We start from the raw sequence: 20,112 nt of genomic DNA on the forward strand, positions 1-20,112 counted from the left end.
TCCCGTACGAGGAAGCTCTCAATGTCCCTGCGTCTCCTGGCTTTGACCGCCGTCGCCGCCACCGCCTTCGCCGGCTCCGCCCTGGCCCAGTCCCAGCCCTATGAGCAGATCCGCCCTGCACCCGACGGCTGGACCGTCGATCTCGGCGTCGGCGCCCTGTACAGCAAGGACAGCGGCGGGGACACGGGCTCCGAGACCCAGGTCGTGCCCTGGGTGTCCGCAAACTATCGCGACGTCGTCTATCTGAGCGCCATCGACGGCCTTGGCTGGAACGCCGTCAAGACCGACGACTTCCGCGCCGGCCTGCAACTGCGCCCGCGCTTCTCGCCCGAAGACATCGAGGGCCTGGACCTGGATCGTCCTGACTTCGGCGCAGACGTCGCCGCCTACGCCTTCAAGCGCCTGCCCGGCAATATCGTGGTCGGCGGCCGGGTCAGCCGCGACGTGACGGACGTCAGCGAGGGCACCGAATACTACGCCTCCGTCGGCCACCAACGCGTGACGCCGATCGGCCTGATGAACCTCTCGGTCTATGCACGCGGCGGCGACGCCAAGCTGGCCGACGCCTATTATGGCGTCAGCGCCGCCGAGGCCGCCCGCAACGGCATCGACGCCTACTCGCCGGGCAGCGGCCTGCAAGGCGCGGGCGCCAGCCTGTTCCTGCTGGTCCCTCTCAACGACAAATGGGGCGCCGGCGCCCTGGTCAACTATGAACGCCGGCTGGGCGACGTGGCCGACAGCCCCCTGTCCCAGGAAGACGACACCATCCGCACGGGCGTCTTCTTCGCCCGTCGCTTCGGCGGCTGAGGCAAAGGCGGCGACCACACCGGCGGTCGCCGCACTCGCGGATCAGGTCGCCGCGAACTCGCTCAGCGCGTCGATCACGGCGCGGTTTTGATCTTCCGTGCCGATGGTGATGCGCAGGCCCTGCGGCAGGCCGTAGCCGCCGACGCCCCGAACGATGATCCCCTTGGCGTTCAGGTAATCGTTAGCGGCGGCGGCGCGTTGGGCGCTGTCGAACAACACCAGCACGAAGTTGCCGGCGCTGGGCAGAACCTCAAAGCCGAAGCCGCGCACGGCCTGGGTCAGGCGCGGCTTCCAGGCCGTGATCAGGTCGCGTGACGCCTGCTGGTGCGCCTCGTCGCCCACAGCGGCGGCCGCCGCCTCCAGCCCCGGCACAGAGACATTGAACGGCAGCCGGATCCGATCCATCGCCTCGACCATCGCAAGCGGCGCATAACCGAAGCCGATGCGCAGCCCCCCCAGGCCGTGGATCTTGGAGAAGGTGCGGGTGACGACGACGTTGGCCGCGTCCTTGGCCAGCGGGAAGGCGGTCTCCCAGTCGGCCTCGGTCACATATTCCGCATAGGCCTCGTCGACCACCAAGATGACGTTGGCCGGCAGGGCCGCATGCAGACGGCGAATCTCCTCGCCGGTGTTGTAGCTGCCGGTCGGGTTCGACGGGTTGGAGACATAGACGATCTTCGTCCGCTCATCGACCTGGGCCAACAGCGCATCGACCTCGGCCTTGAAGTTGGGCTCGGGCGCAAGCTTGACCTGGGCCTCACAGCCCAGGGCGCTGATCCGGTAGGCCAGGAAGCCGTACTGGCCGCAGACGATATTATCGCCCGCCGTCAGATAGGTCTGGTTCAGCAGGGCGAAGACCTCGTCCGAGCCGTTGCCGAAGATCAGCCGCTCGGGTTCCAGCCCATGCGTGTCCGCCACCGCGTCGCGCAACTTGGTCGCCCGACCGTCCGGGTAGATGTGGATATTCTTGATCGCGGCTTCATAGGCCGCGCGCGCCTTCTCGCCCGCGCCCAGCATGTTCTCGTTCGAGGACAGCTTCATCGGCTCGGCGACGCCGGCGATGGACGACTTGCCGCCGACATAGGGGGCGATGTCGAGGATGCCGGGCTTTGCCTCGGGTCCTTGGGGCGCAGGCGCGTCGGTCATGGAAAGCCTTGAACTCAGAAGATGGGGGCGGCGCCGATGACGCCGGTCAGACGGCCGGGGGCATTGCTCAGCCGCCCGTCCTCCGCCTGCACATAGCCCGTCAACACGAACAGCTTCAAGCCGCCTGCCGCCGCAAGCGGATCGGCGACCAGCCCGGCCTCGCCCAGGGCTTCGACGATCTTGGTCTCGGACCAGCCGCTGTCGGTGACCCAGAAGGTGCGGTCGCCACCGGTGGGACCCGAGACTTCTTTGGATACCAGAAAGGCCTGGGGCCGCGCCCGGCCGTCGTCCGGCAGGGCGGCGACGATCTTCAGTTCGGGGCGCGCCAGCAGCCGTCCCCACCAGGGTCGGTCCGATGTCAGATCAAGCATGGCGCGAGACCCGCCCTCGACCGCCCTCAGGGCGTCGTCAGCGGACAGGGGCCTGGCGCCGAGACCGTAGCGGTCGGTCGCCAAGGCTTGGGCCAGACCACCGCACGTCACCAGCGACGGCCCGGTCGCCGTCTCGATCCGCCCCCACAAAGCCTTCAGCGCCGAGCGCTCGACAGGGCCGACGTCCGCCGTCAGATCGCGCAGGGCCAGAACCCCAGCGTCGAACCGATCGCGCGGACCGGCCGCGATCCTGGCCCGCACAGCCTCGACCACCGCCCGGTCCAGCCCCGACAGGACGGCGTCATCCCGAGGTTCTTCCAGCAGTCCCATCAGAACAGCTTGGGCGCCGGCGCCAGGGGGAAGGGCCCCAGCCAGGTGCGCCCGTCCCGGAAGATGACGGTCAGAGCCATGTCTTCGCGACCGGCGGCGTCGGCCGCCCCGGCGACCGCAGCGGCGCCGGCGGCGCCGACACGGTTCACCGGCCCTTGGCGCGTCTCCAACAGGCCCGACAGGGCGGGCACCGGCTTGCGCGACTGCAGGGCGACCTCGCCGGTCAGCCGTCCGTTCACATCGGCGCGGAGCACCTCGCTGCTCAGAGTGGCGCGGCTGTCGCCCGCCTGAAGATCGCCCCGCACCTTGCGGAACGTGCCCCCGCCCTTGGTCCATTGAGAAAAGACCCCGGCCGCATCCCCGACCTTCAGCAGGTCCGCCCGACCGATGGTCGCCTCAAGCTGGGTGGTCAATTGACCGTCCTGGGCGAACCCCTCGACCGGTCCGTCGCGGCGTCCCTGACCGTCCACCAGGCGGAACATCACGTCGATGTCGTCGCTCGGCGTGGTCGAGCCTTCCAGATGGGGGCGGGAATAGAATTCGATCCGCGCCGCGCGAGCGATGGGGAAGGGCTCGCCGTCGGCATGGGCTGTAAAGACCGGATTGACCAGTTCTAGAGACAGATTGGGCCAGCGCTGATCGATGCCGCTAGCGCTCATACGAATGGCGTCGCCGTTCACCGCCACCTTGCCCTTGCCGGCGCGGGTCAGGACTAGGCCTTCCGGGGCGACCACGACCCATTTGGTCGGCTGATAGGCATTGGCCTCGGCATTCAACTCAGGCGCTGCGACGGCGTGACCGGACGGAGCCGCGATGGTGACGTGGGTCAGTTTCACATTCGCGCGGAACGGCCAGCCAACGATCCGCTTGTCGGCGTAGCGCACGTCCCAGCCGGCCTGACGCATGGTCACGGCCTGGGCCTCCAGTCCCTCGTCGATCTGGCGCGTCAGATAGAACCACCACCCCGTCCAGCCGGCCAGGGCGATCAGCACGATGACGAAGGGGGCGTACAGGCCCGCGCGGCTGTGTCGCTTGGTCGGAAGCTCGGTCATGGGGTCTTCTTAGTCGAAGCGAAGGCCTGCTCGCTACCGTCAGCAACGCCGTTCTACACCCGATGTTCAGTCCGCCAGGAAGGTGCGCACCGTCTCCACCGCATCGGCCAGGCCCATCCGCTGGACCTCTGTCCCCGGCGGCAGGCTGGCGAACAGGCGCGTCGGGGTGGCGGCGTCCAGCATCAGGAACACCCCCTTGTCGTCGCCGCGCCGGATCAACCGCCCGAAAGCCTGGGCGATGCGAGCGCGGGCCAGGGCGTCATCATAACCCTTGCCCTGAGAGAATTGTCCGCCCAGCCGTTCCCGCCGCGCCTTGTGCAGCAGGTCCGGGCGCGGCCAGGGCACGCGGTCGAAGGCCAGCACGCGCAGGGACCGTCCCGGCACATCGACCCCGTCCCGCACCGCGTCGGTGCCCAGCAGGCAGGCGTTCTCTTCGACACGGAACATGTCCACCAGCGCGCCGACCTCCAGCGGATCGACGTGTTGGGCGTAAAGCGGCACCCCCGCCTTCGCCAGGTCCGGCCCCAGGCGCTCATAGACCGCCTTCAGCCGACGGATGGCGGTGAACAGGCCCAGTCCCCCGCCCCCGGCCGCCAGGAACAATTCGCGCATCGCCGCCGCCGTCTGGCGCGGATCGTCCTTGACGAGGTCGTTGACGACGATGACCCGGCTGTTGGCCGCATAGTCGAACGGGCTTTCGACCTTCAGCGTGCGCGGCGGCTCGATCAATCGCGCCGAGCCGGTCCGCAACCGCGCCAGATCGAACGGATCCTCCTGCAAAGGATCGGACAGGGTCGCCGAGGTCACCAGCACGCCATGGGACGGCGCGATCACAGCCGCCTCCAACGGCACGGTCGGGTCGATCCAGTGGCGGCGCAGGGCCACATCGTGAATGCGACCGAAGGCGGTCTCGGCCGACAGCCAGTCGACGAAGTCCGGATCAGGCTCGTCCCCGCCGTCCTCCAACGCCGCCAGCATCGAGCGCCAGCCCGGCAGGGTCATCCGCGCCCGCCGGTCCAGTCCTCGCAAGGCGCCCTCGATCCGCGACCGCTGCGACCCGTCCAGTTCGGCGGCCTCGTCGTCGAGGATGTCCTCCAGATGTCGCGAAAGGGCCAGCAGGGGCGCCTCGATGGCGGCCAGGGCCTGGGCCGCCGCGCGGGCGGTCTCGGCCACCGGCTCGGTGACGGGCTTCAGTGCGCATTCCATCCCGAATTCGGCGCCGCCGTATGGACTGTTTTCGGCCGTACGGGCGCGCAACTGGTTCAGGGCGGCGGCCAGGAAGGCCTCGATCGGCCCGATGGGATTGACCTCGCCCGAGGCCGGAGCGACGCGACCCGACACGCCCTCGCCCGGCAATGCGGCCGAGGCGCGGATGGCGTCCTGCAAGGCCTTCAGCGCCGCCTCGTTGTCCCCGACCATGTCGCCCAGCCGTTGTTCCAGCCCGCGTCCACGCCGCCCCTTGCCTTCCGGCCCCCGAATCCAGCGGCGCAGCTCCGCCGCCTCCTGGCCCGACAGACAGGCGGAAAAGGCGCTGTCGGCGGCGTCGAACAGGTGGTGGCCCTCGTCGAAGACGATGCGTTTCAGCGCCGCCGTCTCGCCGTCCTGCTTTTGGCCCCGCGCCGAGCGCGCCCCGTCGAACGCGGCCTGGGTCAGAACCAGGGCGTGGTTGGCGATGACCAGATCCGCGCGTCGGCTGGCGCGGATGGTCTTTTCGACGAAGCAGCTGCGATAGTGCGGACAGGCGGCGTGCACACATTCGCCCCGTCGATCCACCAGATTGGCCGCCCCCGCCGCATGGGCGGGCGCCATGGCGAACAGGCCGGGCAGCCAGCCCGAAAAATCCCCGCCGGTCATGTCCCCGTCGCGCGTGTGCAAGGCCCATCGCCCCGCCAGGGCCAGGCCGATCAGGTCGCCGTTCCCCAGCTGGGCCGCCTGAACCATGTCCTGCAGATTGAGAACGCAAAGATAGTTCTCGCGTCCCTTGCGGATCACGGTCTTCCTGCGGCGCTCCTCCGGATCAGGCCACAGCGACTGGCTCTCGCGGTCGATCTGGCGTTGCAGGGCGCGGGTATAGGTCGAGATCCAGGCCGCCCCCTGGTTCCGCTCCGCCCACAGCGAGGCCGGCGCCAGATAGCCCAGGGTCTTGCCCGTCCCGGTCCCCGCCTCGGCCAGCAGCACACGCGGCCGCCCCTCCTCGTTGCGCGGCGAAAAGGCGAAGGCGGCCTCGGCGGCGTAGTCGGACTGGGTCGGCCGTGTCTCGTCCAGGCCCGAGGCCTGCAGCAATTTGGCCAACCGGATGCGCGCGCTCTCGCTGTCGACCGGCGCCGATCCCGCCTCGCCGCGCGGCGCCTCGTCCTCCCACTCCGTCAAGCGGCTCCAGACGTCCAGACCCGACCCGCGATGCTGCCGCGCCCGCACCCCGCCGGCCTCCAGGGCCTGCACCACCCGTTCGCCCCAGGCCCAGGCCGCCCGTTGCAGGGTCAGGGCCAAAACATAGGCAGCCTCTCGTTCCGGATAGGCGGCCGCCGCCAGTTCGCGCAGCAGCACAGCCGCCGCCTCGCGCAGCACCGCGGCCTGCGCCTCGGCCGACTTCGGCTCCGCCAAGCCCAGCGACAGGGCCAGCCCAGTCGGCGACGGCGCGCAGAACTGCGCCGGCCGCACGAAGGCGTACAGCTCCAGCACATCCATCAGCTCGCCCGACCGCGGCGGCGGCGTCAGTCCCAGCCGCCGCGCCGTCAGCGAGGCGTGGGCCACCAGCACGGCCCCGCCGGTAAACAAGCCCTCCGCCGCTCCCCGCCCGATCTTTCTGGCCCCCGCCTCATCGCACACCGCCCCCGCGCCCGGCGGCGTGGCGAGCGCCGGCGCCAGGTCGAGCCAGGGCTCGGCGCCGGTCAGGCGGGATTCTGCGATGACGGATTCGTCGGACACGGCCGATAGATAGCGACCTCGGGGCTGAAACGGAACGGGAACATTTCATTGACCGAAGCGCTTACTCGGAGTATGGCCATAAACGATAGCCAGACCGGAGACGCAGCGATGAACTGGAGCGTGGCCAAGGCCAAGGACAATTTCTCCGAGGTCATTCGGAAATCCCGCACCGAAGGGCCGCAAGAGATTTCTCTGCACGGAGAGGCTGCCGCCGTCGTCCTCTCGGCCGAGGATTTCAGACGCCTTAAGGATCCGCGTGCGTCGCGCGACTTCAAGGACTGGCTGCTGAACGGCCCTTCTCTGGAAGGTGTCGATCTGGAACGCGACCGCCGACCGGCGAGGGAAATCGATCCCTTCTGATGTTCCTGCTCGATACCAACGTCGTAAGCGAACCCAAGCGCGCCCGTCCTGATGCGGGGGTGATCGCATGGCTTGCCGACCAGTTGCTGTCGGACCTGCACCTCAGCGTCATCACCGTGGGCGAACTGCGACGCGGCATCGTGCGACTGGAGCCGGGGCGGCGTCGCGACGATCTAGACTACTGGCTGACGGATCTCATCCTAAGATATGGCGCGCGCATTCTGCCAGTCGATCTGGAAGTCACCGAGCGTTGGGCGTCTTTAGCCGAAACTGCTCGCACCTTGGGCCGCCCGTCGGAAATGACGGACGAGTTGATCGCGGCGACGGCTCATGTCCACGGCCTGACGGTGGTGACCCGAAATCTTCGTCACTTCGAACATAGCGGGTGCCGTCTGCTGTCGCCGTGGAGCGTGTGACGATCCTCCCGCCCCTGTTCGCCGACTGGTTCGCGTCGCGAGGCTGGTCACCTCGGCGGCATCAGCTGGAGATGGTTGCGGCGGGACAGGCCCGTCAGCACGCCCTGCTGGTCGCCCCGACCGGCGGGGGCAAGACCCTGGCCGGGTTTCTGCCCAGTCTGATCGAACTGGCGGAGCGCGGGCCGAGGCCGGCGACCGGGCCAGGGTCGGGCGTGCACACCCTTTATCTGTCGCCGTTGAAGGCCCTGACCACCGACGTCGAGCGCAATCTGATGACGCCGATCCGCGAGATCGGGCTGAACATCCATGTCGAAACCCGAACGGGCGACACCAAACAGTCCAAACGCCAGCGCCAGCGTGACTTCCCCCCCGACATCCTGCTGACCACGCCCGAACAGCTGGCCCTGTTCTGCGCCTGGGAAGGGGCGCGGTCCTATTTCGCCGACTTGAAATGCGTCGTGCTGGACGAGGTCCACGCCATCTGGAGCGGCAAGCGTGGCGATCTGCTGTCGCTTGGCCTGGGGCGGCTACAGAGCTTCTCGCCGGGGATGCGGCGGGTGGGGCTGAGCGCCACGATCGAGGACCCGGATCTGATCCGGGGGTGGCTGGCCCCGAGACTTCCTTCTCCCCTTGCGGGAGAAGGTGGCTCGCGCAGCGAGACGGATGAGGGGTTGCTCCCAACCGCACCGGCATCTGCTCTCGAGGCTGAACCGACCCCTCATCCGAGCCCTTCGGGCCCACCTTCCCCCGCAAGGGGAGAAGGGGTTATTTTGGTCCGAGGCGACCCCGGCGCGCCGGCCGTCATCGACGTGCTGATCTCCGAGGGCAAGGTCCCCTGGGCCGGCCACACGGGCCAGCACGCCATTCCCGAGGTCTACGCCGCCATTCAACGGGCCGGCCTGGCGTTGATCTTCGTCAACACCCGCTGGCAGTCGGAATTCGTCTTTCAGCAGCTGTGGGCGATCAACGACGACAATCTGCCCATCGGCTTGCACCACGGCTCCCTGGCGGCGGAGCAGAGGCGCAAGGTCGAGGCGGCCATGGCGCGCGGCGATCTGCGGGCGGTGGTCTGCACCTCGACCCTGGACCTCGGTATCGACTGGGGCGACGTCGATCTGGTCATCCAGATGGCGGCGCCCAAGGGCTCCAGCCGTCTCGTCCAACGGATCGGCCGCGCCAACCACCGGCTGGACGAGCCGTCCCGCGCCCTGCTGGTGCCCGCCAGCCGGTTCGAGATGCTGGAATGCCAGGCGGCCCGCGAGGCCGTCGCCGACAACGCGTTCGACTGGGAGCCGATCCATATCGGCACGCTGGACACCCTGGCCCAGCACGTGATGGGCGTCGCCTGTTCCGAAGCCTTCGACATGCAGGCCCTGTATGACGAAATCACCGGCTGCGGCCCCTATCGCGCCCTGACCTGGGAGCAGTTCGAGGAGGTGGTCGATTTCGTCGCCACCGGCGGCTATGCGCTGCGGACCTATGACCGGTTCGCCCGCATCGTCCGCGCCCCGGACGGCCGCTGGAAGGCCCGCACCAAGGACATCGCCCAGCGGCACCGTATGAACGTCGGAGCCATCGTCTCGGCCGGAACCCTGAACGTGCGCGTGGCCGGCCGTCGCGGCGGCGCCTCGCGCCAACTGGTCGCGGGCCGCAAGGTGGGCGAGGCCGAGGAATGGTATTTCGAACAGCTGACGCCCGGCGACACCTTCCTGTTCGCCGGCCAGGTCTGGGCGTTTCAGGGCATCGTCGGGACCGACGCCCTGGTCAGCCACGCCAATGACAAGGACCCCAAGATCCCGTCCTGGGGCGGGTCCAAGTTTCCCCTGTCCACCTCACTGGCCGACCGGGTGCGCACCATGGTGCAGGACCCGGACCACTGGCGCGTCCTGCCGCCTGACGTGCAGGAATGGCTGGCGCTCCAGGCCGAACGGTCCGCGATTCCCGACGCCGAATCCATGCTGGTCGAGACCTTCCCGCGCGGTAGCCGGCATTTCCTGGTCGCCTACCCGTTCGAAGGCAATCTGGCGCACACCACCCTGTGCATGCTGCTGACCCGGCGGCTGGATCGACTGGGCGTCGGACCGCTGGGCTTCGTCGTCACCGACTATTCCCTGGCCGTCTGGTCGATCAAGCCGATGGACCAGATCGACCTGGACGCCCTGTTTCAGTCCGACATGTTGGGTGACGACCTGGAGGCCTGGCTGGAGGAGAGCTTCATGATGAAGCGGTCGTTCCGCAATTGCGCCCTGATCTCCGGCTTGATCGAACGTCGCCAGCCCGGCGCCGAAAAGACCGGCCGCCAGGTGACCTTCTCGACCGACCTGATCTACGACGTGCTGCGCCGCCACCAACCCGACCACCTGTTGCTGAAGACCGCCCGTGCCGACGCCGCGTCAGGCCTGCTGGACGTGGCGCGCCTGGGCCAGATGCTGGCGCGGATCGAGGGCCGGATCAGGCATCAGCCCTTGACGCGTCCCTCGCCCTTCTGCGTGCCGGTTCTGGTTCAGATCGGGCGCGAAAGAGTCGGTGGCGACGCCGCAGAGATGATCCTGGATGAGAGCGCCGAACATCTGATCGCCGAAGTCATGGACGAGGACGCGCCATGAACGCCGCCCTGCGCCAGACCCTGTCCCCCGCCCGCAAGCCCTGCGGTTCACTGCGGGTCCAGATCGCCGGCGAGACCTGCGTGCTGCGCTGTTCCGGCGCCCTGTGGCTTCCAGCCTACCGCGCCCTGGTCGCGGCGGATCTGCACCTGGAGAAGGGCTCGGCCTTCGCCGCGCGCGGCCAGATGCTGCCGCCCTACGACAGCCGCGCCACCCTGGACAGGCTAGAGGCGGAAGTCGCGGAACTTCACCCGGCGATGGTCGTGCTTCTGGGCGACAGTTTTCACGATGCACGAGCCATCTCTCGGATGCCCCTCGACGATCGTGAGCGACTGGACCGGCTCTCCGCTGGGCGAGATTGGCTGTGGCTGGAGGGCAATCACGACCGTGAAGCCCTGGCGAACCAGGCCGGTCTTTCATCTCCTCTGCCCGGCCGGATCGTCGGCGATCTTACCCTGGGCGGCCTGCGGTTGACGCACGAACCCGAGGCGCTGACAGCGGCCGACGACCGCCACGGCGAGGTGGCGGGCCATCTCCATCCCGCGGCGCGCGTGGTCGGCTATGGCCGCGGCGTGCGACGCCCCTGTTTCGTCACCGACGGCTCACGGCTGCTCCTGCCCGCCTTCGGAGCCTTCACCGGCGGGCTCAACGTGCGCGATCCCGCCGTTTCGGGACTGTTCCTGAAGGAACCTCTCGCCGCCGTTCTCGGTCGCGACAAGGTCCACGCCATCGCCTGGTCCAGCCTGCCCTAAGGCAGAGCACGCAGCCGCGACGTTCGTAAACGGTTCAGCATATCGCTTCACCGCATCTTGGGCAGGACCGGGCAGGATGGCGTCATCACCGCCCTGGACGCCCTCCTCCATGCTCACGTCACGCCGCATCATCCTTGCCGCTCGCCTGTTGTTCGTTTTCGCCGCGACGGGCATGGCCGTTCTGATGCTCGGCCCGTTTCAGGGCCTGGAGCAGGCGTTCGGCTTGAACGACAAGGCCGCTCACGCCATCGCCTTCTACGGCGTTACGGTTGGCCTGTTCCTGATCTCCCCGACCCGCCGTCGCGATGATCTGGCCGTCTTCGTCATCGCCGCCGCGCTCGCCGCCGAAGGGTTGCAATTCTTCACAGGCCGCAGCGTCTCTGTGGGGGATTTCCTCGCCGGAGCCGGCGGGGCCGTGGCCGCCTGGCTGCCCGGGTTTGTCGAACAGGTGCGTCATGCCGCACGGCGCCACCCGAACCTCACGCTTGCTCAGGCGTCGGCCATCAACCGTCGCCGTCGAGCGCGAGCCTCTGCCGTTCAAAATCCAGCGTCACCCGCGCGTATTCGCCGGACCTGACACATTGACCTTGTCACGAGATACGACTGTTTCTTCTCGCCGTTTACCGACGGTTTTCATGTCGCGGCTAAGTTGACGCCATGACTCTCAGAACGAGACCGTTCATGCAGGCGGAAGCACAGCATATCGACCCTTTCGCTGGCGGGGCGTTCGCGACCTCCGCCCCAGGGCCCATTGTCGCCCCGGACGTCACGGACCAGCTGGAAACGGCCCGCGCGCGGGTCGAGACCCGTTTCTCCCACGCCGGACAACAGTTGGCCGGCTCGCTGGAGATGATCGGCGGCTTGATCGAGGCGCTTGACCGTCTGGGTCTGACGCTGAACGTCGACTCGGTCTCACGGACCAGCAACGACCTGCTTTCAACCGCGTCGGGCCTCAGCGCCCTGCCGCAATCTCAGAAACGCCGCGTCGCCAACCTTGACCAGTTGAAGAACGCCAGCGCCTTGCTGGATGCAGACATCGACACGATGCGCACGACGCTGCGCTATCTGCGCGCCTTCGCCTTGAACGTGAAGATCACAGCCGGATCGACCATCCGCGGAGCGGATGAATTCGCCGGCTTCGCCGACCGCATGTGCCAGCAACTGGACTTCGGCGTCACCCAACTGGACGAACTGGCCGACGAACTGACACGCCTTCGCAATCAGCTCGACGGCGCCCTGACCTTCGAACAGGGTCTGGGCGGCAAGTACAAGCAGTTGATCCCCGCAGTGCCGGACAAGCTGACGGTCGACGCCGAGACCTTGCGCGCCCACCACGCCCGCATCGCCGAGGTCGCGGCTTCGGTCGCCGCCATCGCACGGGACATACAGATGAAGGTCGGCAAGGCCTTGATGGCGCTGCAGATCGGCGACATCACCCGCCAGCGGATCGAGCACGTTCAACTCGGCATTCAGGTGTCGGCCCGCACTGTAGCCGAAGCGGATCTCTCGCCCGAGGCGCGCGACCGCGCCGAACGCCGACTGCTGCACATGGTCGCCGACCAGATGGCGGACATTGCCTCGGACTTCGAAGCCGAGGCCGCCAAGGTGACGCAGAACCTTGCAGGCATGGCCAAGGACACGACCCAGTTGATGGTCATACACGGCCTGTCCGACAACGGCGGCGACCTTCGCGACCTCGAAGTCAGCCTCGGTCGCGCCGGCCTTCTGGTGAACGACGTCACAGCGGCCATGACCAATGCGCAGAGGATCAGCGGCGAGACCGTATCGTCGGTCGAGGCGCTGGCGCGGCGTGTTGACGCCATCCAGAAGGTCAAGCGCGACATTCAGCAGATGGCGATCAACAGCAGCCTGCGCTGCAACCGGCTCGGCGAGATCGGCAAACCGCTCAGCGTCATCGCCATCGAATTAAGCAGCCACGCCAGCCATCTGGAAGACGCCGCAGACCAGACCCTGGGTTCGCTGAAGTCCCTGGCCGAACTGGCGCACAGTGTTTCGGAAGACGAACCCGAAGGCGCCCGGCTCGACGCGGGCCGGCTCAATAGCGTGCACGAGGATCTGCGCCGCGCGGCCGACGTGGTCGAAAAGGATCTGGTCGGGCTGGGCGCTCAGGGCGAGGCGACCGCAAGGTCTCTGGCCCAGGCCGCCGACCAGTTGGGTCTCAAGGAAGATCTGGGCGACGCCCTGCATGCCGCCGCTGTCGCCCTGGCCGAGGCGGCGGGGCCCGTCGTTGATGACCTGACCGATATCTCTGGAGTGGTGGACGCCGCCCTGACCGAGATCGGCCGCTGCTACACCATGGCGCGCGAGCGGACCATCCACGCGGCTCACGCCGTTTTCAGCGAGGCCGACCGCATCGAAACCCAGCAGGATAACGCCACGGTGGACGCGCCGATCGAGCTCGCCGAGGCTGTCGACGAATTCGACGACCTGCTGTTCTGAAACCAAGACGCCTGCGATACGCCCGTGTCGCAGGCGTCGACCCAGTCTATCTGGACCGATCCACGGCCATGATCTCGCGGGCGATATGCTCCAGCGCCATCACCTTCTGGGCGGCGCCGCGTGCAATGGCTTCCTTGGGCATGCCGAAGACGATCGAGGTCGCCTCGTCCTGCGCCACCGTCGTGGCGCCGGCCTCCTTCAGCTCGAGCAGACCGCGGGCGCCATCGTCGCCCATGCCCGTCATGATCACGCCCATGGCGTTTTTGCCGGCCGCACGGGCGGCGGAGCGGAACAGGACATCGACGGAGGGGCGGTGACGCGACACGGGCGGGCCATCCTTGATCGCCACCTGATAGCGCGCACCGTGGCGTTCCAGCAGCATATGTTTGTCGCCCGGCGCGATCAGGACGTGCCCCCGCAGGACGGGGTCGCCGTGTTGGGCCTCCTTCACCTCAACCTCGCACAGGCTGTTGAGCCGCTTCGAGAAGGCGGCGGTGAAGCCTGCCGGCATGTGCTGGACGATGATGATGCCCGGCGCATTGGCCGGCAGGGCCTGAAGCACCTCGCGCAGCGCCTCGGTGCCGCCCGTCGAGGCGCCCAGACAGGCGACCATCTCGGTGGTGCGGGCCATGGCGGCGCCCGTCGGGGGCGGCAACATGGCGTCGGCGGTCAGTTTCGTGCCCGGATCCAGGCTGCGCGTCGTGGTGCGCCGCGCGCCCAACCGCGCGCGCGCCGCCGCCTTGACCACGTCGCGGATACGATCGGCGCTCTCGGCCAGATGATCCGCCGCCCCGATGCGCGGCTTCAGGATGATATCGACTGCGCCGGCTTCCAGCGCCTGCATCAGGGTCTCGGAACCGGCCTCGGTCAGGGACGAACACATGACCACCGGGATCGGCCGCTGGGCCATAAGTTTGCGCAGGAAGGTGATGCCGTCCATGCGCGGCATCTCGACGTCCAGGGTGATGACGTCCGGAACGTCCTCGGCGATACGGCGTGCGGCCACGAAGGGATCGGAGGCCACGCCCATGACCTCGATGCCGGGATCGGCGGAAAGAACATCGACCAGGGTCTGGCGAACGCTGGCCGAGTCGTCGATGACCAGGACGCGGACCTTGGGCATGGGATCAGATCTTTCTGAAGACGGTGTTGGCCACAGTGACCAGGGGCAGTTCGATACCGGTGATGCTCTCGGAATGACCGATGAACAGATGGCCGCCGCGCTTCAGCCGTTCGCACAGACGGTTCAGAACCTTGGCTTGGGTCTGTTTGTCGAAATAGATCATGACGTTCCGGCACATGATCATGTCGAACGGATCACCGACCGAATAGGTCTCGTCCATCAGATTGACCCGCGCCAGAGATAGTTTTGCCCGCAACGAAGGATGGATGCGGCCCTCGCGGCGGGCGCCGTCTCGCGCGGTCATGACCCAGCGCCGCATGTCGGCGGGCACGGGCGTCAGCATCTCGCTGGGATAGACGCCGCGCAGCGCCGTCTCAAGCACATCGGTCGACAGGTCCGTGCCCAGGATCTGATAGTCCGGCCCACCCTGCTCGTCGGCGAACTTCTGCATCACCATGGCCATGGTGTAGGGCTCGGCCCCCATCGAACAGGCGGCGCTCCAGGCGCGTATCCGGCGTACGCCCGAGGCCTTGAGTTCGGGCAAGACCTGGCTGGCCATATAGTCGAAGTGCCGCGGCTCGCGGAAGAAGTCGGTCTTGTTGGTCGTCACCGCGTCGATCAGGAAAACCGACTCGGCCTCCAGCCCGTCTTCCTTAAACAGGTAGTCGCAGTAGTCGTCGAAGGTCGGGTGGCCCGTGCTGCGCAGACGACGCCGCAGCCGCCCTTCCAGCATGGTGCGCTTCGACGAGGGCATCTTGATGCCGCTATAGTCGTAGATGTACCTCGCCAGACGCTCGAAATTGCGGGCGCTGATCTGATCGATGATCGGGACGGACTGTTCTAGCGCCGCTTGTGACAAGGCCATGCTCTTTCAGTAAGCTTTCAGCGACCGTCAGGCCGCGCGTTCGACGTCGGAGAAGGACGCCAGCGAGACGGCGTCAGTGCTGGACAGCAGCCGCCCCAGGTCGATCAGGACGACGAAATCCCCCGGCCGCCTCACCACGCCCGAGATATAGTCCGAGCGCCATTTGACTCCGATGTCGGGCGACGGCTCGATCTGGTCGGCGCTGAACACTGTGACCTCGAACACCCGGTCGGCGACCAGGCCCAGGCTCAGGGTTCGGTCTTCCAGCGGGATATCCAGCACCAGGATGCGGGTGTTCAACGTCGGTTCGACCGCCGCCATGCCCAGGCGGATCCTCAGATCCGCCGTCGGCACGCCCCGGCCCCGCACATCCGTCAGGCCCAGCAGATAGTCGGGGCCGTTAGGGATGCGCGAAGGCGGGTGATAGGTCAGGATTTCCCGCACCAGCCCGACCGGAGCGGCGAAGACCTCGTCGCCCAGGCCGAAGGTGACATACTGGCCCTCGGCCGCTTCAGCCATCAGGCGCTCTCCCGGAAGTCCATGTCCTCGGCGTCCGCGCCGCCCGTGGCCATGTCCAGGGCGAAGCCCTTGGCGCGGGCCTGTTGGGCGTGCACCGCCGGCTTGACCGGCGCGGCCTTGGCGACCGGACGGCCGGCCGGCTTGGCGGCGGACTTGAAGGTCGAGGCGCGGGCCGGAGCACGGGCGCCGGCGGCGTCGGTGCGGAAGAAGGCGATCGAGGTCTGCAGTTCTTCGGCCTGGGCCGCCAGTTCCTCGGAGGTGGCCGACATCTGCTCGGACGCGCCGGCGTTCTGCTGGGTCACCTTGTCCAGTTGCTGGATCGCCTCGTTGATCTGGCTGGCGCCGACGTCCTGCTCGCGGCAGGCGGCGCTGATCTCGGACACCAGTTCGGCCGTCTTGCGGATGTCCGGCACCAGGCGTTGCAGCATCTCGCCGGCTTCCTGGGCGGCCTTGACCGTGTCGCCCGACACGGCGCCGATCTCGGCGGCGGCCGTCTGGCTGCGTTCGGCCAGCTTGCGCACTTCCGAGGCGACGACGGCGAAGCCCTTGCCGTGCTCCCCGGCGCGGGCGGCCTCGACCGCCGCGTTCAGGGCCAGCAGATCGGTCTGACGGGCGATCTCCTGCACGATGCCGATCTTGTCGGCGATGGTGCGCATGGCGTCGACGGCGCGGTTGACCGCCTCGCCGCTGGCCTCGGCGTCCTTGGACGACTGGCGCGAGATCTTCTCGGTCTGGGCGGCGTTGTCGGCGTTCTGTTTGATGTTGGCGGCCATCTCCTCCATCGAGGCCGAGGCCTGTTCGGCGGCGGCGGCCTGTTCGGTCGCGCCCTGGCTCATCTGTTCCGAGGTGGCCGACAGTTCCTGGCTGCCGGCCGAGACATTGTCGGCTGCCGATAGGGCGTCGCCGACCACGCCGCGCAGGCGTTCGACCATGGACTGAAGCGAGAGGCCCAGTGTGTCCTTGTCCGACAGCGGCTTGGGCTGGACCGTCAGGTCGCCCTGGGCGATCTCGTCCGCCATCGCAGCGGTGATCCTCAGATTGACGACCATTCTTTCCAGAGAAATGCCCAAGGTGTCCTTGTCCGACATAGGCTTGGGCTGAACGCTCAGGTCGCCGTTGGCGATCTCGTCCGCCATCGCGGCCGTGCCTCTCAGGTTTCCGACCATCCTCTGCAGGGAAAGCCCCAAGGTATCCTTGTCCGACAGCGGCTTGGGCTGGACGCTCAGGTCGCCTTGGGCGATTTCGTCGGCCATGGCGGCCGTGGCCTTCAGGTTGGCGGTCATCCGGTTGACCGTCACGACCAGATCCTTGATCTCATCGTTGGTCGTCACGACGACGTCCTGGTTCAGATCGCCGATGGCGACCGCGTCGATCGCCGTCGAAATCTTGCGCAGACCCAGGGTGACGGTGCGCGAAATCCACAGGGCCGCGACCACGCCGATGACCAGACCCGCTATGACCAGAGCAATGAACAGGGTGCGCGCGTCGGCGAACACCTTGTCGCCTTCAAGGCTGGCGGCCTGGCCGCCTTCGACATTGAGCTCCACCAGCTTGACCAAGTCCGCAGACAGATCGTCGTAGAGCGGTTTGCTGGCCAGCATGGACTGGGCCGCCGCATCGTTCTGATTGACGCGGGACAGGCTGAGCATCCGCTCTCCGTCCTGCAAATAGCGTTCATATTTGTCCGCGAACCGATTGTAGAGATCCCGTTCCGAGTCCGACGAAATCAGGGGTTCGTATTTCGCACGGCCGGTTTTGATCGCATCCAGCGTCGCAGAGATGTCCTTCTCTACAGCCGCCATGCGGACCGGATCGGTCGATGTGATATGCGCATACTGCTGCGCGCGCAGGTCCGAGGTCGCCGTGTTGATGCGATGGATCGCATCGATGCTCGGCATCCAGTTCTCGGTAATGATCGTCGACTGGTCGTTGACGTTGCTCATCTTCATGACGCCGACGATCCCCAGGATCATCGAAATCGCCAGGACCGCAGCGAAGGCGCCGGCCAGCTTCATCTTAATCGTAGCGCGCATTGTTATGCTCTTTCAGGGAAAGGCCGGGGCCGTCAGGCCGCGCGGTCGATGTTGGAGAAGCCCCCCAGAGAGACGGCGTCCGTGCTGGACAGCAGTCGGGGCAGGTCGATCAGCACCACAAAGCCGTCGTCGCGGCGCACGACGCCGGAAATATAGTCCGAGCGCCATTTGACGCCGATGTCGGGCGAGGGCTCGATCTGGTCCGCGGTGAAGGCCGTGACTTCGAACACCCGGTCGGCGACCAGGCCCAGGCTCAGCACCCGGTCCTCCAGCGGAATGTCCAGCACCAGGATACGGGTGTTCAGCGTCGGTTCGACCGCCGCCATGCCCAGGCGGACCCGCAGATCCGCCGTCGGCACCCCTTGCCCCCGCACGTCCGTCAGGCCCATCAGATAGTCCGGGCTGTTCGGGATGCGCGAGGGAGCCTGATAGGTCAGGATCTCGCGCACCAGACCGACCGGGGCGGCGAAGACCTCGTCGCCCAGGCCGAAGCTGACATACTGGCCCTCAAAGGCGCCGGACATCAGGCGCTCTCCCGGAAGTCCATGTCCTCGGCGTCCGCGCCGCCGGTGGTCATGTCGAGCGCAAAGCCCTTGGCGCGGGCCTGTTGGGCGTGCACCGACGGCTTGGCCGGGGCGGCCTTGGCGACCGGACGCCCAGCCGGCTTGGCGGCGGGCTTGAAGGTCGAGGCGCGGGCCGGAGCTCGGGCGGGCGCGCGCCCACGGGCGCCGGCCGTATCGGTGCGGAAGAAGGCGATCGAGGTCTGCAGTTCTTCGGCCTGGGCCGCCAGTTCCTCGGAGGTGGCCGACATCTGCTCGGACGCGCCGGCGTTCTGCTGGGTCACCTTGTCCAGTTGCTGGATGGCCTCGTTGATCTGGCTGGCGCCGACGTCCTGCTCGCGGCAGGCGGCGCTGATCTCGGACACCAGTTCGGCCGTCTTGCGGATGTCCGGCACCAGGCGTTGCAGCATTTCGCCGGCTTCCTGAGCCGCCTTGACCGTGTCGCCCGACACGGCGCCGATCTCGGCGGCGGCCGTCTGGCTGCGTTCGGCCAGCTTGCGCACTTCCGAGGCGACGACGGCGAAGCCCTTGCCGTGCTCCCCGGCGCGGGCGGCCTCGACCGCCGCGTTCAGGGCCAGCAGATCGGTCTGACGGGCGATCTCCTGCACGATGCCGATCTTGTCGGCGATGGTGCGCATGGCGTCGACGGCGCGGTTGACCGCCTCGCCGCTGGCCTCGGCGTCCTTGGACGACTGGCGCGAGATCTTCTCGGTCTGGGCGGCGTTGTCGGCGTTCTGTTTGATGTTGGCGGCCATCTCCTCCATCGAGGCCGAGGCCTGTTCGGCGGCGGCGGCCTGTTCGGTCGCGCCCTGGCTCATCTGTTCCGAGGTCGCCGACAGTTCCTGGCTGCCCGACGAGACATTGTCGGCCGCCGACAGGGCGTCGGTGACGACGCCGCGCAGGCGTTCGACCATGGACTGCAGCGAAAGACCCAGGGTGTCCTTGTCCGACAGCGGCTTGGGCTGGACCGTCAGGTCGCCGTTGGCGATCTCGTCGGCCATGGTGGCCGTGGCCTTCAGATTGTCCGTCAGCCTGTTGAAGGCGTTGACCAGATCCTTGATCTCGTCGTTCGACTTGATCTCGACCCGCTCGTCCAGATCGCCGACGGCGACGGCGTCGGCCACAGTCATCAGACGGCTCAGGCCGGCGCTGATGCCCAGGGCGATCCACAGGGCGAAGGCCACGGCGATGGCCAGCGCGGCCAGGGTCAGGCCGATGACCAGGTTTCGGGTGTCGGCGTATTGTTTCGCGGCGTCCTCGGCGGCCTTCGCCATATTGCCGTGATTGCGTTCGACGATCTTGTCGAACAACTCGGTCATTTCCACCGCGACACTGCGGGCTTCACCGGTGGAAAGCGCCACGGCTTCCGCCGACTGACCCGTCCTTACAAATTCCGCCATACGGCTTTCCAGCGCGGTCATGCGAGACAGCAGAGTTTGCAAACGCTGCCAGTCCGGCTTGCCCGTAGCAGTGGCTTTTTCCTCGCCCTTGGCCAGAAGTTCGGCCATCGCTTCCCGGGCTTCTTCGCCGGTCGCGATGTGGGTCGTCATTTCTTCGGTCGAGCGCGAGAGGATAAGATTTTTTTCGGCCCGGACAGACTCGAGCAGACGTATATTGGCTTGCTGCGAGTTGGAGAGGCGCTCCGCCGGTCCTGACAGGACATCGTCCATGGCCTGATTCAGGCTGCCCAGACTGTAGATGCCCAGGCCGGCGATGCCGACGAGCAGGATGATCATCATCCCGAAGCCTGCGGCCAGTTTAGCCTTGATGGTGAAACGCATACTCGA

Annotated in this window: 17 protein-coding genes; 7 read left to right on the forward strand and 10 right to left on the reverse strand. The window is 67.4% G+C overall.

Going from position 1 to position 20,112, the window contains the following annotated elements; genetic code table 11:
• Positions 1-21: 21 nt before the first annotated feature.
• A complete protein-coding gene (locus tag PKE72_RS02415) occupies positions 22-807 on the forward strand; it encodes a MipA/OmpV family protein (protein ID WP_271163870.1) in 786 nt (261 codons plus the stop codon).
• Positions 808-849: 42 nt separating this feature from the next.
• Here PKE72_RS02415 and hisC read toward each other — a convergent pair whose 3' ends face one another.
• The 4 genes from hisC to PKE72_RS02435 form a co-directional block, all read right to left on the reverse strand.
• Entirely contained in the window at positions 850-1,953 is a 1,104-nt protein-coding gene (hisC, locus tag PKE72_RS02420) for a histidinol-phosphate transaminase (protein WP_271163871.1), read from the reverse strand.
• 14 nt (positions 1,954-1,967) lie between these two features.
• Positions 1,968-2,654 (reverse strand): hypothetical protein, encoded by a 687-nt coding sequence (locus PKE72_RS02425; protein WP_271163872.1) that lies wholly within the window; start codon positions 2,652-2,654, stop codon positions 1,968-1,970.
• Complete coding sequence (locus PKE72_RS02430) at positions 2,654-3,706, reverse strand: DUF2125 domain-containing protein (RefSeq protein ID WP_271163873.1); 1,053 nt, start codon at positions 3,704-3,706, stop codon at positions 2,654-2,656. The genes PKE72_RS02425 and PKE72_RS02430 overlap by 1 nt, the downstream gene beginning before the upstream one ends.
• Before the next feature lie 66 nt (positions 3,707-3,772).
• Positions 3,773-6,634, reverse strand: a complete 2,862-nt coding sequence (locus PKE72_RS02435; protein WP_271163874.1) for an ATP-dependent DNA helicase — start codon at positions 6,632-6,634, stop codon at positions 3,773-3,775.
• Between the two features lie 72 nt (positions 6,635-6,706).
• On the opposite strand from PKE72_RS02435, the gene PKE72_RS02440 reads away from it, so the two are divergent.
• From PKE72_RS02440 to PKE72_RS02465, 6 genes are all read left to right on the forward strand, one after another.
• The gene (locus PKE72_RS02440) at positions 6,707-6,994 is read left to right on the forward strand and encodes a type II toxin-antitoxin system Phd/YefM family antitoxin (protein WP_271163875.1); all 288 of its coding nucleotides are present in this window, start codon (positions 6,707-6,709) and stop codon (positions 6,992-6,994) included.
• Positions 6,994-7,410: a type II toxin-antitoxin system VapC family toxin gene (locus tag PKE72_RS02445; protein WP_271163876.1), complete on the forward strand. Its 417-nt coding sequence runs from the start codon at positions 6,994-6,996 to the stop codon at positions 7,408-7,410. Before PKE72_RS02440 ends, PKE72_RS02445 begins: the two co-directional genes overlap by 1 nt.
• Positions 7,398-10,016, forward strand: a complete 2,619-nt coding sequence (locus PKE72_RS02450; RefSeq protein ID WP_373878065.1) for a ligase-associated DNA damage response DEXH box helicase — start codon at positions 7,398-7,400, stop codon at positions 10,014-10,016. Before PKE72_RS02445 ends, PKE72_RS02450 begins: the two co-directional genes overlap by 13 nt.
• Positions 10,013-10,765 (forward strand): ligase-associated DNA damage response endonuclease PdeM, encoded by a 753-nt coding sequence (pdeM, locus tag PKE72_RS02455; protein ID WP_271163877.1) that lies wholly within the window; start codon positions 10,013-10,015, stop codon positions 10,763-10,765. The genes PKE72_RS02450 and pdeM overlap by 4 nt, the downstream gene beginning before the upstream one ends.
• 148 nt (positions 10,766-10,913) lie before the next feature.
• Positions 10,914-11,342, forward strand: a complete 429-nt coding sequence (locus PKE72_RS02460; RefSeq protein WP_271163878.1) for a hypothetical protein — start codon at positions 10,914-10,916, stop codon at positions 11,340-11,342.
• Between the two features lie 104 nt (positions 11,343-11,446).
• Entirely contained in the window at positions 11,447-13,225 is a 1,779-nt protein-coding gene (locus tag PKE72_RS02465; protein WP_271163879.1) for a hypothetical protein, read from the forward strand.
• 46 nt (positions 13,226-13,271) lie between these two features.
• On the opposite strand, the gene PKE72_RS02470 is transcribed toward PKE72_RS02465, so the two are convergent.
• The 6 genes from PKE72_RS02470 to PKE72_RS02495 are packed head-to-tail and all read right to left on the reverse strand — an operon-like array spanning position 13,272 to position 20,106.
• Complete coding sequence (locus PKE72_RS02470) at positions 13,272-14,348, reverse strand: protein-glutamate methylesterase/protein-glutamine glutaminase (protein WP_271163880.1); 1,077 nt, start codon at positions 14,346-14,348, stop codon at positions 13,272-13,274.
• Between the two features lie 4 nt (positions 14,349-14,352).
• The gene (locus tag PKE72_RS02475; RefSeq protein ID WP_271163881.1) at positions 14,353-15,213 is read right to left on the reverse strand and encodes a CheR family methyltransferase; all 861 of its coding nucleotides are present in this window, start codon (positions 15,211-15,213) and stop codon (positions 14,353-14,355) included.
• 27 nt (positions 15,214-15,240) lie between these two features.
• Positions 15,241-15,732 (reverse strand): chemotaxis protein CheW, encoded by a 492-nt coding sequence (locus PKE72_RS02480; protein ID WP_271163882.1) that lies wholly within the window; start codon positions 15,730-15,732, stop codon positions 15,241-15,243.
• Positions 15,732-17,765, reverse strand: coding sequence for a methyl-accepting chemotaxis protein (locus PKE72_RS02485; RefSeq protein ID WP_271163883.1), 2,034 nt, complete (start codon positions 17,763-17,765; stop codon positions 15,732-15,734). Before PKE72_RS02485 ends, PKE72_RS02480 begins: the two co-directional genes overlap by 1 nt.
• 32 nt (positions 17,766-17,797) lie before the next feature.
• A complete protein-coding gene (locus PKE72_RS02490; RefSeq protein WP_271163884.1) occupies positions 17,798-18,289 on the reverse strand; it encodes a chemotaxis protein CheW in 492 nt (163 codons plus the stop codon).
• Positions 18,289-20,106 carry a methyl-accepting chemotaxis protein gene (locus PKE72_RS02495; protein ID WP_271163885.1) on the reverse strand — a complete coding sequence of 606 codons (1,818 nt, stop codon included), beginning with the start codon at positions 20,104-20,106 and terminating at the stop codon, positions 18,289-18,291. The genes PKE72_RS02490 and PKE72_RS02495 overlap by 1 nt, the downstream gene beginning before the upstream one ends.
• Between the last annotated feature and the right edge of the window lie 6 nt (positions 20,107-20,112).

Origin of the sequence: Brevundimonas intermedia, assembly GCF_027922165.1 — a bacterium.
Taxonomy (GTDB): domain Bacteria; phylum Pseudomonadota; class Alphaproteobacteria; order Caulobacterales; family Caulobacteraceae; genus Brevundimonas; species Brevundimonas intermedia.